We start from the raw sequence: 13,900 nt of genomic DNA on the forward strand, positions 1-13,900 counted from the left end.
AGGCTTGTATGCTGATTCCCTACGATGCACTTGAAGTCGACACCCTGACCCGCCTCATCGAAGACTTCGTGACCCGCGACGGCACCGACAATGGCGACGACACGCCCCTGGAAACCCGCGTGCTGCGCGTGCGCCAGGCGCTGACCAAGGGCCAGGCCCTGATCGTTTTCGACCCCGAGAGCGAGCAGTGCCAGTTGATGCTCAAGCACGATGTGCCCAAGCATCTGTTTGACTGAGGACTGTCAAGGGTTGGGGACGGGCTGCCCCTGCCGGCTGAGAATCTTCTGATAGACCTCCGCCCGATGCACATTGACCCCCACTGGCGCTTCGACACCCAATTTTACTTGGGTGCCGCTCACCTCCAGGATGCGCAAGGTGATCTGGTCACCCACCGAGATTATTTCGCCTACCGCGCGGCTTAGTACCAGCATGGGGTTCGTCCTTTTTGAATTACCGGACGCCGACCTTGCGCTACCCGCCTGTCACCATCAATGACCTTCAGGTTAAACAGGCATGCCTTACACGCCAGGGTAAATTACCCTACAGACAGGCAGTGAATAGTCGCGAATAGCATCCAAGAACTAAACGGCATGTTCATATTTGCAGGCGATCTCTGTGGCTAGAGAACTTGCTGTGGCGAGGGAGCTTGCTCCCGCTGGGGTGCGAAGCAGCCCCAAAACCTGCCGCCCAAGTCTTCCTGAAAGAATGCATTGATCTTGTTAGGGGCGCTTCGCACCCCAGCGGGAGCAAGCTCCCTCGCCACAGCAAGCTCCCTCACCACAGCAAGCTCCTTGCCACGGCAAGCTCCCTCGCCACATCAGGTGCTCACCTGAAATTCAACCTTTCACCGCCTGCGACTGAGCTTTCGCCCGCATCTTGTCCGCCATCACGGTCATTTCGTCATACAGCAGCTGCGGGTTCTTCTGCTTCAGCGCCCAGGCCATGCGCCCCTGCTCGTGGGGCAGGATCATGAATTGTCCCTCAGCCACTTGCTGGTAGATGTAGTCGGCGATCTCTGCAGCGGTAATCGGTGAGCTTTCCAGCAACTTGCCCACCTGGGCCTTCATCGCCGGAGTCGGCCCGCGGAACGAGTCCAGCAGGTTGGTCTGGAAGAACGACGGGCACACCACATGCACGCCCACTTCCTGTTGTTTGAGTTCCACCAACAGGCTTTCGGACAGCGCCACCACACCAGCCTTGGCCACGTTGTAGTTGCTCATGGCCGGGCCTTGCATCAGCGCAGCCATGGAAGCGATGTTGATGATGCGGCCCTTGCTCTTTTCCAGCAGCGGCAGGAACGCCTTGCAGCCCTTGACCACGCCCATGAGGTTGATTGCGATCTGCCAGTCCCAGTCTTCCAGGGACAACTCGCTGAAGAACCCGCCCGACGCCACACCGGCGTTGTTGACGATCACGTCGATGCCACCGAGCTTTTCCTCACAGGCCTGTGCGAAAGCCGTGAGCTGGCTGTAGTCGCGCACGTCGCAGCGCTGGGTGAAACCGTCGCCGCCGGCCTGGCGCACTAGCTTGAGGGTTTCTTGCAGGCCTGCTTCGGCGACGTCCGACAAGGCCAGCTGCCAACCCTCGCGGGCCCAGCGCAGAGCGATTTCGCGACCCAGGCCAGAACCGGCGCCGGTGATCATCATGCGATTTTGCATAGGAAAGTAGCCTTGTGGTTCACGGAAGAAGTGAGCCGCAGTGTAGCGAAGGTTTTTGCGCCACCCACGCACCATCAGAGTGCTGAATGCCCCGGGCAAACCGTGGGCCGGGTCGGATAGCGGGAAACCCGCCAAGTTCAATTTATTTAAACTAAGGATGGATAGTTGCAACGCGCTTAAAGGAAATAAGCAAGTTAGCAAAATGCTTTAAAAAAACACGGAATTTTCTGACGAACGCACCGGTCGGAGTTATTAAGGCGTCCGTAATAGCTGTCGGGCTTACTCGTTAAATATCAGGTCTTTTCAGAAGACAATAAGGAAAACAAAACATGAGCCTCATTCTTATCATTATTCTGATCCTCCTGCTGGTCGGTGGTCTTCCAGTGTTCCCTCACTCGCGCAACTGGGGTTACGGACCATCGGGTATTCTCGGTACCGTGTTGGTAGTGCTGCTGATTCTGTTGTTGCTCGGCAAGATATAACCGGTTTAAGAGCGCAAAAAAAAGAGGCCTTGAAGGCCTCTTTTTTTATGCGCGGGTGTTTAGTCCGGCTTGCCGTCCACCACACCTGCGGTGTTATCCAGCAGGCTCTTGGTAGCGGTCTGCAGGAACGATTCGAGCTTCTGCTTCAACGCAGCCTCGTCCGGCGACTCTGGAATCACTTTCCCGGTAGGGTTGGCGCCCAGTTCGTATTCCCACAGCTTCGGTGGCATTTCCTTGGGCAGTACCAGCACACGGTCGCCGGTGAGCAAGGCCACGGTCTGGTCGCTGCCCGACGGCTTGATCACGCCGAAACCCTTGTCGCCTTCCGGCAGGTTGAGCAGGTCGCGGCCCCAGCACTGGTGCAGGGTGTCGCCGCCGAGGCGGCCCATGATGGTCGGCACGATGTCGATCTGGGTGCCGACGGTGTGGTCACGCTCGCCGAATTTTTCCTGCATGCCCGGTGCAATCATCAACATCGGTACGTTGAAGCGGCCCAGGTCCATCTCGGTGATCTGCTGTTCGTTGCCGAAGCCGTGGTCGCCCACAATCACGAACAGGGTTTCCTTGAAGTACGGCTCCTTGCGGGCCTTTTCAAAGAACTGGCCCAGGGCCCAGTCGGAGTAGCGCATGGCCGTCAAATGCTCGTTGAGGCTGCCACGGTCAGTGACTTTCTCAACCGGCAATGGCGTCGGCAACGCGTACGGCGTGTGGTTGGACAGGGTTTGCAGCAGCGCGTAGAACGGCTTGCCGCCTTCACGTGCCTTCAACTCTTCCAGGCCACGGCTGAACATGTCCTGGTCGGACACGCCCCAGGTCGGATCCGAGAACACCGGGTTGACGAAGTCATTGCGGCCGATGAAGTTGGTCATGCCCTGGTTGCTGAAGAAGCCCGACTGGTTGTCCCAGGCGAAGTCGCCGTTGTAGACATACACGTCGTCAAACTTGCGGGCGCTGAGCAACTGCGGCAGGCCCGAGAGCTTGTGGCTGCCTTCCGGCGTCTGCATCAGGTATTCGAAACCCGGCAGGTTCGGGAAGCAGGCCATGGTGGCGAACATACCCTGGTGGGTGTGAGTGCCGTTGGAGAAGAAACGGTCGAACAGCAGGCCTTCCTTGGACAGTTTGTCGAAGTACGGCGTGATGTTGCCCGGGCGGCCCAGGGCGCCCACCGAGTGACCGGCGAAGCTTTCCATCAGGATAACCACGACGTTCTTGATCGGCAGGGTCTTCTCGGCCGGCGGCGTGAAGTCACGACGCACGGCAGCGGTATCGGTATCCACCAGCTTTTCGGTCGGCAGCACCAGCATGTCGCGCACGGTCTGGGTCGCCAGAGGCTGCTCCAGGGTGGCTTTCCAGATGTTCGAACGTTCTTCGGAGAAGCGCGATTTCGCCGCCGAGATCAGCGACAACGTACCGTTGAGGCCCAACTGGTTGGCGAAGTTCGAATCGGTGGTGTACACGTCACCCCAACGCAGTGGCGGGCCCTGACGCAGGGTGCCACGGATGGCGACCACGGCCACCAGCAGGCAGACCACGAACACCGCGATGCGTGTGTACCACGGCGCCACCTGGCGGGTGCCGATGCTGCCACCGCTGAACGGGCCGCGTGGGCGCGTTGCACGGTCGGCGCCTTTGAAGGCGATGCTCAGGATCAGCGTGCCCACGGCCCAGGCCAGCAGGTAGCGCACCACCGGGAAACCATACCAGAGCATGCTCATCACGGTTTTCGGGTCTTCCTTCACATACTGGAAGACCAGGCCGTTGAGGCGCTGGTGGAATTCGCGGTAGAAGTCCATCTCCATCAGGCCCAGGAACAGCGCGATGCTCGACGCGACCGTCAGCCACAAGCGGAAGAACCCGCGCGCCGCCATGGCCCGCACGCTGAACAAGGCCAGCAGCAGCGGGACCAACACGTACATCACCAGGCGGATATCCAGGCGCAGGCCGTTGGCGAATGCTTCGAGGAAGGTCGAGGCCGGTGTGTCGAGGATCATTTCGCGGTTGTAGACCAGCAGCGCCAGGCGCAGCAGGGAGAACATCACCATCATGATCAAGGCACAAAGCAGCGTGTACGCCAGATGGGATTTGACGGTCGGTTGCAGCAAGCGATTAGAAGCTCGCTGCTGATTCAGGGCGTCCGGGTTTGCCATGTCGTTTTAGGACCCATTGGAAGTTTAAGTTGCGAATGAATACAGCGGCGCCCCGCCCTCGCCCAGGCTGGCTGGGGTAGACGGTGAACGCAATGGCGCAAATGGTGCCCGATCAACGCCGGCAACGCCATTGATTACTCACTCCGGCCGTTTGTTGGCACTCGTCTTAGAGCACTCGGACAGGAAAATAGCCGGCGAATTGTCTTGGATGGAATGTGAAAATTTTGTACAGCGAATATCTCGACACACAAAAAACAACGGGATTGTAGCGGCCAACTTACGGCCGTATCTTTGCCCCCTGCCCTTTTGGATCGCCCCGATGATGTTTTATTGCTATCACCCAAGCCCGCTCGGGCCGCTGTTACTGGCGGCGGATGAACAAGGGCTGCGCCTGTTGTATATGGACGTGCATCAATGCCCGGTGCAGGCGGACTGGATCCCGGCAACTAATGAACTGGATGAAGTGCGTCGGCAACTGGATGAGTATTTCGCGCGCAAGCGGGAAGTGTTCGACCTGACATTGGCACCGGTGGGTACGCCGTTTCAGCAGCAGGTCTGGCAGGCGTTGTTGCAGATCCCGTACGGGCGCACCTGGACGTATGGCGAACAGGCCCAGTACCTGGAAAATCCCAAGGCGATCCGCGCGGTGGGCACGGCCAATGGCGCCAACCCGATCTCCATCATCATTGCGTGCCACCGCGTGGTGGGCAGCGATGGAACATTGGTGGGGTTTGGCGGCGGGATTGAAAACAAGGTGAAGTTGCTGGAGCTGGAAGGCAGCTGGTTGATCTAACCCACAATAGGGGTACCCGCGTAGCAGCTGTCGAGCTTAAGCGAGGCTGCGTTTGCGGTTTGCCTGACACACCGCAGACGCAGCCTCGCTTAAGCTCGACAGCTGCTACGCAAAGCTTCAGATCCGCACGTTGCCGCGCGGCCCGGCGATCGCCCAGATGATCAAGCCCAACACCGGCAGCAGCAGGATCAGCAGGATCCACAGCACTTTGGCGCCGGTACCCGCGCCGCTTTTGAACACGTTGATGATCGCCCAGATATCCAGCGCGAGGATGATCAACCCGATCAGGCCATTAAAAGTGGAACCCATGGTATCGCTCCTAAGTGAGGGCTTGCCTGCTTAGGATAGTCAGCCGTGGCCAGGGGTTCCGTTTTATTTCAGACGTGCACCGCAACCCGCAGGGCTTCCAGGGACGGTTCGCCCTTAATCCCGACTTCAGCGCACAACTCCAGCACCCGTGGCACGTCGTTGCCGTAGACCAGCACGGCCTGAATCTCGTCGTCCAGCAGTTGGCTGAAGTTGACCAGCACGTAGCCGCCGTTTTCCGGGTTGAGGGCACTCATCTGGATCTGGATGCGGTTCAGTGCGGTCAGGGCTTCGGTCTTGGCCAGTTGCTTGGGCTTGAGGTTGAACGCCACGCCGGGGCCGAAGGAGGCGACGATCTGGGCAAACAGGTCCAGGTAAGTGTCGGCCTGGAACAGCACGGTGTCGGGCAGGCTGCCGACGACGATCCACTCGCCCAGGGGAATCGGGAAAGTGTCGTCGTAGTTGATGTCCGGGTTGGCGGCCAGGAAAGCTTCAGGATCGGCGTAGGCCTGGGCCGCTTCGTCAGCCACCTTGGCGATCTCGGGTTCGCTCATGCAGCCGGAGCTGATTTTGCTGATGAGTTCGACGAGTGCGGTTTTCATGGGGTGGTCCTGTGGCGGGGCTGATTTTGAGGGCGCAAAGCCTACACCAGTTTTTGCAACTGCGCCGCCGTATCCACCGCCCCCATGGTCTGGGCCGCTGCCAGCGCGGTCACGCCCTGGGCATCGGTGGCCTTGGGGTTGGCGCCCTGGCTGATCAGGTAATCCACCATTTCGGTACGGTTGAACATCGCCGCCATCATCAGGGCCGTGCGGCCATCGGAAGACGCGCCCTCGACCAACGCACCGCCTTCGATCAACGCCTTGACCACCGGCAGGTTGCCCTTGAACGCCGCGCCGGCAATCGGCAGCTGGTTCTTGTCATTGGCAATCTGTGGGTCGGCCTTGAATTCCAGCAGCACTTTCACGGCATCGACATGGCCGTGGTAGGCAGACAGCATCAACAGCGTATCGCCATTGTGGTTGCGCAGGTTCGGCGGCAAGCCCTTGGCCAGCAACGCAGCCAGCATCGCGGCGTCGCCCTTGCGCGCCACGTCGAACACCTGCTCGGCAAATTCGGCGGCTTCGTCTTCGGTCATTTGTTTGGCTTGGTCTGACATGTGGGGCTCCTTGTCTGGTGTTTCATAAGGCGTCCAGTCTCGCGACGGAGTTCCCCACTGTCATGCCTTTTTTCCCAAAAGCGGCGATAGCCAGAATCAATAACGGAACTTGCCCGCCTGGATGTCCGCCAGCAGTTGCCCGGTGACCGGCACGTAGCTGTCCGATCCCGGCAGCCAGGCAAAGATCGGATCATCGCCCGCCTTGTCCGGGTCGAATGCCTCCTCCTTGAGTTTTACCTTCTGGTATTTGAAGGTGCCGGTCGTCTCCATCTTTACCTTGATCCGCAGGAACAATGGCACCGCATACGCCGGCAACTGCCCGTGGGCAAACGTCAGCAGCTCGCGCATGTCCAGGGATGCCAGGGATTCAGCGGGCGTGATGGCCGCCATGCCGGCGCGGCCATTGGTGTTTTCGATCTCTACGCCGTAGGCCACCACTTCGGAAATCTGCGGGTGCTGCAGGAAGATGTTCTCGACTTCGGTGGTGGAGACGTTTTCGCCTTTCCAGCGGTAGGTGTCCCCCAGCCGGTCAACGAACTGGGCGTGACCGAAACCGATATTGCGCAGCAGGTCGCCGGTGTTGAAGTAGCGGTCACCCTTTTCGAACACATCGCTGAGCACAACCTTGCGGTTCTTCTCGGGGTCGGTGTAGCCGTCGAAAGGTGCCTTGTCATCGATCCGGGCCAGCAACAAGCCCTGGCCGCCCTTCGGCACTTCGCGCATGAAACCGTCACTGCCGCGAATTGGCTCACAGCTGTCGTGGGCGTAGTCCACCAGTGCCCAGTGCATCAGAGAAAAGCCGATGGTGTTGTCGAAATTCAGCACGTTGGTGAAGCCGATATTGCCGTCGCTGGCGGCGTACAGCTCACAGATGTGATCGACGCCAAAGCGCTGCTTGAACTCGGCCCAGACGCCGGGGCGCAGGCCGTTGCCGATCATCTTCGTCACCCGGTTGTCACGGTCCAGCTCACTGGCGGGCTGGTCGATCAGGTAGCGGCACAGCTCGCCGACGTAGCCCAGGGTGGTCGCGTTGAAGCGGCGCACCTCGTCCCAGAACTGGCTGGCGCTGAATTTGCGGCGAATGGCAAACCCCGACGCCCCGGCAATTGCCGAACCCCAGCACACGCACAGGCCGGTGGCGTGATACAGCGGCAAGGTGCAATAGACGACGTCTTCGGGGCCCATATCCAGGGCGATGGTGCCGAAACTGGCCGAGGACTTCATCCAGCGGCCGTGCTTGAAAATGCCGGCCTTGGGCAAACCGGTGGTGCCGGAGGTGTAGATATAGAAGCAGGGGTCGTTGAAGTAGATCTGCTGGGTGCTGGCGGGATTTTCCAGCGAATGGTCAGCGCTCGCGGCCATCAGGTCGACATAACCCGCCGGTACGTTGTCCTGCTGCTGATCGGCGACAAACCAGGTTTTATCCGCCTGGATGCTCACTTGGCTGCGAACCACCTCGTAGGCGCCTACCAACTCGGCACCGACCACGATCGCCGCCGGCGTCACCAGGTTGAGGCTGTGCACCAGTGCGGCCTGGGTTTGCGCGGTATTGAGCATCGCGCAAATGCCGCCGACCTTGGCCACGGCCAGCACGTTGAGCAACAACTCGGGGCGGTTCTCGATAAACAACGCCACCACGTCGCCCTTGCCGATGCCCTGCGCTTGCAGGTAGTGGGCCATGCGGTTGGCCTGCTGGTTGGCCTGGCGGTAGCTGAGCACCTTGTCGCCATACAGCAGTGCGGCGCCATCGGGGTTGCGTTGGGTGGCTTGCTCGAAGGTCCAACCGAGGCCGCATGGCTGGTCGGGGTCGGTGATGTTGGCAACGCGGATACCGCGGACCAATCGCGGCAACGCACGGACAATGGTGGGCACCTTACGCAGCATCATGCCCCAGGTGATCATGTCACTTGGCGGGTGGTTCATGGTGGGAACGTCCTTTTTCTTATTGTTCGTATGACCCTCAAACACCCTTTGCACCGTAAGACTGGCGCCGGATGCCTTGCAGGAAAATACGCCAGCCATTCTTTGGCTGTACATGCAGGATTTGAAAAGTTTTGTATCCCATAAGGAAAAGGAATTTAACCGCCCGTTTCGCGGTCACTATGGAAGACCTGCCTTGCGCGCCTGCGGATAAATCTTACGCAGAACCACGCAAAATGCAGGATGCACGATGGCCATTCATGCAAATTGCACGAAACTGAAAATCTTAAAATTTTTCAAATCACTGATTTATAACGATTTTTTAAGATAACCAGTACTGGCACAATCACTGCACCTATCACTCCACGCTGCAAAACACGAGCTAACGGAGCTGATAGACATGAGCCTGATCCAAGATAAGTTTTCTTCTGTGTTCTCCAATTTCGACGTCACCACCCAGGCACGTCCTGATGGCGGCATCCTGCTGACCTTGCGTAACAGCGAAGGCAAGCAGATCAAACGTTCGATCTCTTATCAGCAGTTGCACACGGCCGACCAGCTCACTTGGGTCATCAGCGCCATTCGCCGTGACCTGGCTGAGCAAGCCAGCGATCTGCCGCAGATTTCGATGCTGCAAAGCCAGAACCGCTTTGCCCTGCCGACTTACCATTCGGCCTGATAGTTTTGCCGCAATGAATAAGGCCGTGATGCGCTGACGCATCACGGCCTTTTTATTGACACAACTGCAGCTTGAGCGCCTCGTTCACGGCCTGTACCCGATTGCATACCTGCAACTTGCCGTAGATGTTGCGCAGGTGAAACTTCACCGTGGCTTGGGAGATTGAGCGAATCCTGCTGATTTCCCACACTGTCTTACCCTCGACTGCCCAGCGCAGAATCTCCAGTTCTTTAGGCGTCAGGGGTTTGCCTGACAATACCCTGCGTGCCTTGCTTTTGACGGCAGTGGGCGTGTGATCTGTTTCAGTGGACGGTTGTTCCAGCTGCTTTGGGCCGCTCATTTCTGCCTCCCCCACTTCCATAGGCCTTTGTAGCGCCGACATTCGGATTCCTCCTATTGACAGGCATTCAAATAATTAGGGGAGGGAGAGTTACACAAAGAGTGGAAATATTAAGTCACTGCCGTGATAAACATCCGTTACTTACAGACCTTTAAGTTTCTTCCCACAACATTTTCCAACGCATATGGGTTGAAGTTTAAAACAGCCTCAACTACCGAGGCTGTTTCCTCAACATCCCTTCGGACTCAGTCCTCCAGGCGCGCAAATCCTGTGGCAATGGTATCGCCGGTCAGGTTGATCGCCAGCCCTTCTTCGCCGTTGAACAGGCGGATCACCACAAAATGCGGGTTTTCCCCCATGTCGAACCAATGGGCGATGCCGCCCGGGATGGCGATCAGGTCGTTTTTCTCGCAGAACACCGCGTACACATAATCCTCGATGTGCAGGGTAAACAGGCCACGTCCGGCGACGAAGAAGCGTACGTGATCCTGCGCCAAACGGTGTTCGTCGAGCCGCTCGGCACGCAGTTCGGCTTTCTGCGGATGGTCGTTGCTGATACTGACGACATCGACGTGGGTGTAGCCGCGCTCGGTCATCAGTTGGTCGATGGGCTGCTGATAGGCGGCAATGATTTCAGCCTCGCTGGCACCCGCCTCAAGCCGGGCGGCGGCCTGCCAGCGCTGGAAACCCACGCCCAGTTCGGCCAGGGTCGAGGCAATATCGTCGAGGTGAGTCAGCACCTTGTTCGGGGTGTCGGGGGTGGAGACGGGGTAAACCGCGAGATAGCTCATCAAACTCTTCCTCTGTCACGGGAAAGGCTCATGGCCTCTCCTCTTGCAATCGAATGCCAATGATTATGGCGGCGGCCAGGGCCGCAAGGCTGGCAATGCTGAAGGTCAGGGTCGGCCCCAGCAGGTTCCAGCTGTAACCTGAATAGAGTGCGCCCAATGCGCCGCCGGTACCGGCCAGTGCGGCATACAGTGCCTGGCCCTGGCCCTGCTGGCGAGCGCCAAAGCTGCGTTGCACGAACTGGATGGCCGCCGCGTGAAAACTGCCGAAGGTCGCCGCGTGCATCACTTGCGCCAACAACAGCACCCAGAAAAATTCGGCGAATGAGCCCAGCAGCAACCAGCGCACGGCCGCCAGCAGGAAACTCGCCATCAGCACCCGGCGTACCGAAAAGCGCGTGAGAACCCGGCTCATGGCCAGGAACATCAACACTTCGGCGACCACGCCCAACGCCCACAGCATGCCGATCACCCCACGGCTGTAGCCCAGGTGTTCAAGGTGCAGGGTGAGGAAGGTGTAGTACGGGCCGTGGCTCATTTGCATCAACGCCACACAGGCGTAAAACGCCAGCACGCCGGGGCTGCGCAGTTGTCGCAGAAAGCCGTCACCGGCCAGGCGATTGCCCTGGGTCAACGGCTGCGCATTCGGCACCCAGAGACTGGCACCGATGATGCCCGCCATGATCACCACAACCACCACCGGGTAGATGTCCAGGCTCAGCCAGTCGAACAGGCGCCCCATGATCACCACGGTGAGAATAAAACCGATGGAGCCCCACAGCCGCACCTGGCTGTAGCGTGAGGTCTGGCCCTGCAGGTGCGCGAGGGTGATGACTTCAAACTGCGGCAGCACCGCGTGCCAGAAGAACGCGTGCAACGCCATCACCAGCGCCAGCCAGGCGTAGGTCTTGCTGACAAAGATCAGCGAGAAGCTCACCAGGGTACACACCGCGCCAAAGCGCACGATGGCCAGGCGCCGGCCGGTGTAGTCCCCCAGCCAGCCCCACAGGTTGGGGGCCACGCAGCGCATCAGCATGGGGATGGCCACCAGCTCGCCGATGCGCGCGCTGGAGAACCCCAGGTGATCGAAGTACAGCGCCAGGAACGGCGCCGTCGCCCCCAGCAGGGCGAAATAGAACAGGTAGAAGCTGGAGAGTCGCCAGTACGGGAGTGCTCCCGTCAGCATAAGTGGCTTGTGGCGAGCGAGCTTGCTCGCGCTGGGTCGCGAAGCGGCCCCGATAGAAGCGCCGCATTTTTCCAGGTAACACCGGGTTGCAGGCTTTGGGGCTGCTTCGCAGCCCAGCGCGAGCAAGCTCGCTCGCCACACACCGTCACAGCTGGCCCAACACCGGCGTACTGACCTTCACATCGGCGTTCTGCCCGCGATGGCGCAGCAGGTGATCCATCAGCACGATAGCCATCATCGCCTCGGCAATCGGCGTGGCACGGATGCCCACGCACGGGTCGTGACGGCCCTTGGTGATCACGTCCACCGGGTTGCCGTGCACATCGATCGAACGGCCCGGCGTGGTGATGCTGGACGTTGGCTTGAGGGCCAGGTGCGCAACAATCGGCTGGCCGGAGGAGATGCCACCGAGGATGCCGCCGGCGTTGTTGCTGAGGAAACCTTCCGGGGTCAGCTCGTCACGGTGCTCGGTGCCACGCTGGGCCACGCAGGCGAAGCCGGCGCCGATTTCCACACCCTTGACGGCGTTGATGCTCATCAGCGCATGGGCCAGTTCGGCGTCGAGGCGGTCGAAGATCGGCTCGCCCAGGCCCGGCATCACGCCTTCGGCAACCACGGTGATCTTGGCGCCGACGGAATCCTGGTCGCGGCGCAACTGGTCCATATAGGCTTCCAGTTCCGGCACCTTGTCCGGGTCGGGGCAGAAGAAGGCGTTGTCTTCGACGCTGTCCCAGGTCTTGAACGGGATTTCGATCGGGCCGAGCTGGCTCATGTAGCCGCGAATCACGATGCCCTGGGTGGCCAGGAATTTCTTGGCAATCGCCCCCGCCGCCACGCGCATCGCGGTTTCCCGCGCCGAACTGCGGCCACCGCCACGGTAGTCGCGTTCGCCGTACTTGTGGTGGTAGGTGTAGTCGGCGTGGGCCGGGCGGAACAGGTCCTTGATCGCCGAGTAGTCCTTGGACTTCTGGTCGGTGTTGCGAATCAGCAGGCCAATGGCACACCCGGTGGTGCGGCCTTCGAACACGCCGGAGAGGATTTCGACTTCATCGGCTTCCTGGCGCTGGGTAGTGTGGCGGCTTGTGCCGGGCTTGCGGCGGTCGAGGTCACGCTGCAGGTCTTCCAGGGACAACTCGAGGCCCGGCGGGCAGCCGTCGACAATGGCGACCAACGCCGGGCCATGGCTTTCGCCCGCGGTGGTAACAGTGAACAGCTTGCCGTAGGTATTGCCGGACATGCAGGGCGCTCCGTGAAATCAGTTGAATCAAGTCAACCGTAATAACTTAAGGCGGCCAGTATACGCAGGCTAACCGACTAGTTCATCCTCGAAACCTTACCGGTAGACGTTGGTCCAACCGGCACCTTCCTCATGATGGCGCGATGATGCTGCGAGTTCTGCTTTTGACCCTCACCCTGTTTTCCAGCCTTGGCTTCGCCGCCTCCCCTGTCGTGCTGCAACGGCCTATCAGCCTGGACACCGGCAGTGGCGAGCTGTTTGGCTCGCTGTTGTTGCCCAAATCCGACAAACCGGTGCCCGTGGTGCTGATCATTCCCGGCTCCGGCCCCACCGACCGCAACGGCAACAGCGCCGATGGCGCACGCAACGACAGCCTCAAGCGCCTGGCCTGGGTGCTGGCCAGACACAACATCGCCAGCGTGCGCTACGACAAGCGCGGTGTAGCCGCCAGCCTTGCCGCCACCCCCGATGAACGCAACCTGACCCTGGATGCCTACGTGTCCGACGCCGTGGCCTGGGGCAAGCTGCTCAAGGCCGACCCGCGCATGGGCCCGCTGATTGTGCTGGGCCACAGTGAAGGCGCACTGGTCGCCGCCCTCGCCGCCCCGCAGCTCAACCCGGCCGGGGTGATTTCCCTGTCCGGCAGTGCGCGCCCGGTGGACCAGGTGATCCGCCAGCAACTGGCCGACCACATGCCACCCGCGCTGCTGCTACGCAGCAACCAGATTCTCGACCACCTCAAGGCCGGCCAGGTGGATGCCGACGTGCCTGCCCCGCTTGAGGGGATTTTCCGACCCAGCGTGCAGCCTTATCTGATCAGCCTGTTCCGCGCCGATCCGTCGGCAGCGTTTGCCAAACTGAAGATGCCGGCGCTGATCGTCCAGGGCACCAATGACCTGCAGGTGGGCGTGGCCGACGCGCAACAACTGCAGAAGGCCAAGCCCGACGCCGAACTGACGGTGATCGAGGGCATGAACCACGTGATGCGGATCGTGCCCAATGACGTGAAGCAGCAACTGGAATCCTATAACGACCCTCAGTTGCCGCTGGCTGCCGAACTGGGCACCCGCCTGGTTCGCTTTATCGACGGACTTCGCGCCAGTTAAGCGAGTATTCCCCCTCCAGTCCTGAGTAAAACGGCCGATAAGCCATGGGTCGACAGCAAAAAGCCTGTCGGCCCGCAGAGCTTGGACAGGATCGCGCCG

General features: G+C 60.1%; 16 protein-coding genes. 5 read left to right on the forward strand and 11 right to left on the reverse strand.

Features of this window, described 5'->3' with window-relative positions; translation table 11 throughout:
• Positions 1 to 8: 8 nt before the first annotated feature.
• On the forward strand, positions 9 to 236 hold the full coding sequence (locus V3W39_RS02685) for a YheU family protein (RefSeq protein ID WP_003192759.1): 228 nt from the start codon (positions 9 to 11) through the stop codon (positions 234 to 236).
• 6 nt (positions 237 to 242) lie between these two features.
• On the opposite strand, the gene csrA is transcribed toward V3W39_RS02685, so the two are convergent.
• Both csrA and V3W39_RS02695 read right to left on the reverse strand, forming a co-directional pair.
• Positions 243 to 431, reverse strand: coding sequence for a carbon storage regulator CsrA (gene csrA / locus V3W39_RS02690; RefSeq protein ID WP_177046253.1), 189 nt, complete (start codon positions 429 to 431; stop codon positions 243 to 245).
• A 405-nt stretch (positions 432 to 836) separates the two neighbouring features.
• Positions 837 to 1,658 carry an SDR family oxidoreductase gene (locus tag V3W39_RS02695; protein ID WP_177046255.1) on the reverse strand — a complete coding sequence of 274 codons (822 nt, stop codon included), beginning with the start codon at positions 1,656 to 1,658 and terminating at the stop codon, positions 837 to 839.
• A 329-nt stretch (positions 1,659 to 1,987) separates the two neighbouring features.
• On the opposite strand from V3W39_RS02695, the gene V3W39_RS02700 reads away from it, so the two are divergent.
• Positions 1,988 to 2,140, forward strand: coding sequence for a DUF3309 family protein (locus V3W39_RS02700; RefSeq protein WP_003216767.1), 153 nt, complete (start codon positions 1,988 to 1,990; stop codon positions 2,138 to 2,140).
• Between the two features lie 59 nt (positions 2,141 to 2,199).
• On the opposite strand, the gene V3W39_RS02705 is transcribed toward V3W39_RS02700, so the two are convergent.
• Positions 2,200 to 4,287, reverse strand: coding sequence for an LTA synthase family protein (locus tag V3W39_RS02705; protein ID WP_177046257.1), 2,088 nt, complete (start codon positions 4,285 to 4,287; stop codon positions 2,200 to 2,202).
• Positions 4,288 to 4,609: 322 nt separating this feature from the next.
• On the opposite strand from V3W39_RS02705, the gene V3W39_RS02710 reads away from it, so the two are divergent.
• Positions 4,610 to 5,080 (forward strand): methylated-DNA--[protein]-cysteine S-methyltransferase, encoded by a 471-nt coding sequence (locus V3W39_RS02710; RefSeq protein ID WP_259197500.1) that lies wholly within the window; start codon positions 4,610 to 4,612, stop codon positions 5,078 to 5,080.
• A gap of 117 nt (positions 5,081 to 5,197) precedes the next feature.
• On the opposite strand, the gene V3W39_RS02715 is transcribed toward V3W39_RS02710, so the two are convergent.
• The 4 genes from V3W39_RS02715 to V3W39_RS02730 form a co-directional block, all read right to left on the reverse strand.
• Positions 5,198 to 5,389: a PLDc N-terminal domain-containing protein gene (locus V3W39_RS02715; protein ID WP_010176042.1), complete on the reverse strand. Its 192-nt coding sequence runs from the start codon at positions 5,387 to 5,389 to the stop codon at positions 5,198 to 5,200.
• A gap of 68 nt (positions 5,390 to 5,457) precedes the next feature.
• Positions 5,458 to 5,988: a hypothetical protein gene (locus V3W39_RS02720; RefSeq protein WP_218264039.1), complete on the reverse strand. Its 531-nt coding sequence runs from the start codon at positions 5,986 to 5,988 to the stop codon at positions 5,458 to 5,460.
• Between the two features lie 41 nt (positions 5,989 to 6,029).
• A complete protein-coding gene (locus tag V3W39_RS02725) occupies positions 6,030 to 6,545 on the reverse strand; it encodes an ankyrin repeat domain-containing protein (protein ID WP_010176046.1) in 516 nt (171 codons plus the stop codon).
• 96 nt (positions 6,546 to 6,641) lie between these two features.
• The gene (locus V3W39_RS02730) at positions 6,642 to 8,468 is read right to left on the reverse strand and encodes a long-chain-acyl-CoA synthetase (protein WP_330212170.1); all 1,827 of its coding nucleotides are present in this window, start codon (positions 8,466 to 8,468) and stop codon (positions 6,642 to 6,644) included.
• Between the two features lie 397 nt (positions 8,469 to 8,865).
• Here V3W39_RS02730 and V3W39_RS02735 point away from each other — a divergent pair, with 397 nt between their 5' ends.
• A complete protein-coding gene (locus V3W39_RS02735) occupies positions 8,866 to 9,144 on the forward strand; it encodes a DUF3509 domain-containing protein (RefSeq protein ID WP_003216777.1) in 279 nt (92 codons plus the stop codon).
• A gap of 52 nt (positions 9,145 to 9,196) precedes the next feature.
• On the opposite strand, the gene V3W39_RS02740 is transcribed toward V3W39_RS02735, so the two are convergent.
• From V3W39_RS02740 to aroC, 4 genes are all read right to left on the reverse strand, one after another.
• On the reverse strand, positions 9,197 to 9,484 hold the full coding sequence (locus tag V3W39_RS02740; protein ID WP_330212317.1) for a response regulator transcription factor: 288 nt from the start codon (positions 9,482 to 9,484) through the stop codon (positions 9,197 to 9,199).
• Positions 9,485 to 9,729: 245 nt separating this feature from the next.
• A complete protein-coding gene (locus V3W39_RS02745; RefSeq protein WP_177046263.1) occupies positions 9,730 to 10,275 on the reverse strand; it encodes a 1,2-dihydroxy-3-keto-5-methylthiopentene dioxygenase in 546 nt (181 codons plus the stop codon).
• Positions 10,276 to 10,303: 28 nt separating this feature from the next.
• Positions 10,304 to 11,455 carry an MFS transporter gene (locus V3W39_RS02750; RefSeq protein ID WP_259197499.1) on the reverse strand — a complete coding sequence of 384 codons (1,152 nt, stop codon included), beginning with the start codon at positions 11,453 to 11,455 and terminating at the stop codon, positions 10,304 to 10,306.
• A gap of 148 nt (positions 11,456 to 11,603) precedes the next feature.
• Positions 11,604 to 12,695 (reverse strand): chorismate synthase, encoded by a 1,092-nt coding sequence (gene aroC / locus V3W39_RS02755; protein ID WP_177121045.1) that lies wholly within the window; start codon positions 12,693 to 12,695, stop codon positions 11,604 to 11,606.
• Positions 12,696 to 12,838: 143 nt separating this feature from the next.
• On the opposite strand from aroC, the gene V3W39_RS02760 reads away from it, so the two are divergent.
• Positions 12,839 to 13,801: an alpha/beta hydrolase gene (locus tag V3W39_RS02760; protein ID WP_294739559.1), complete on the forward strand. Its 963-nt coding sequence runs from the start codon at positions 12,839 to 12,841 to the stop codon at positions 13,799 to 13,801.
• Positions 13,802 to 13,900: the final 99 nt, after the last annotated feature.

The sequence above is a fragment of the Pseudomonas sp. Z18(2022) genome (assembly GCF_036346535.1).
Classification (GTDB): Bacteria; Pseudomonadota; Gammaproteobacteria; order Pseudomonadales; family Pseudomonadaceae; genus Aquipseudomonas; species Aquipseudomonas yamanorum_A.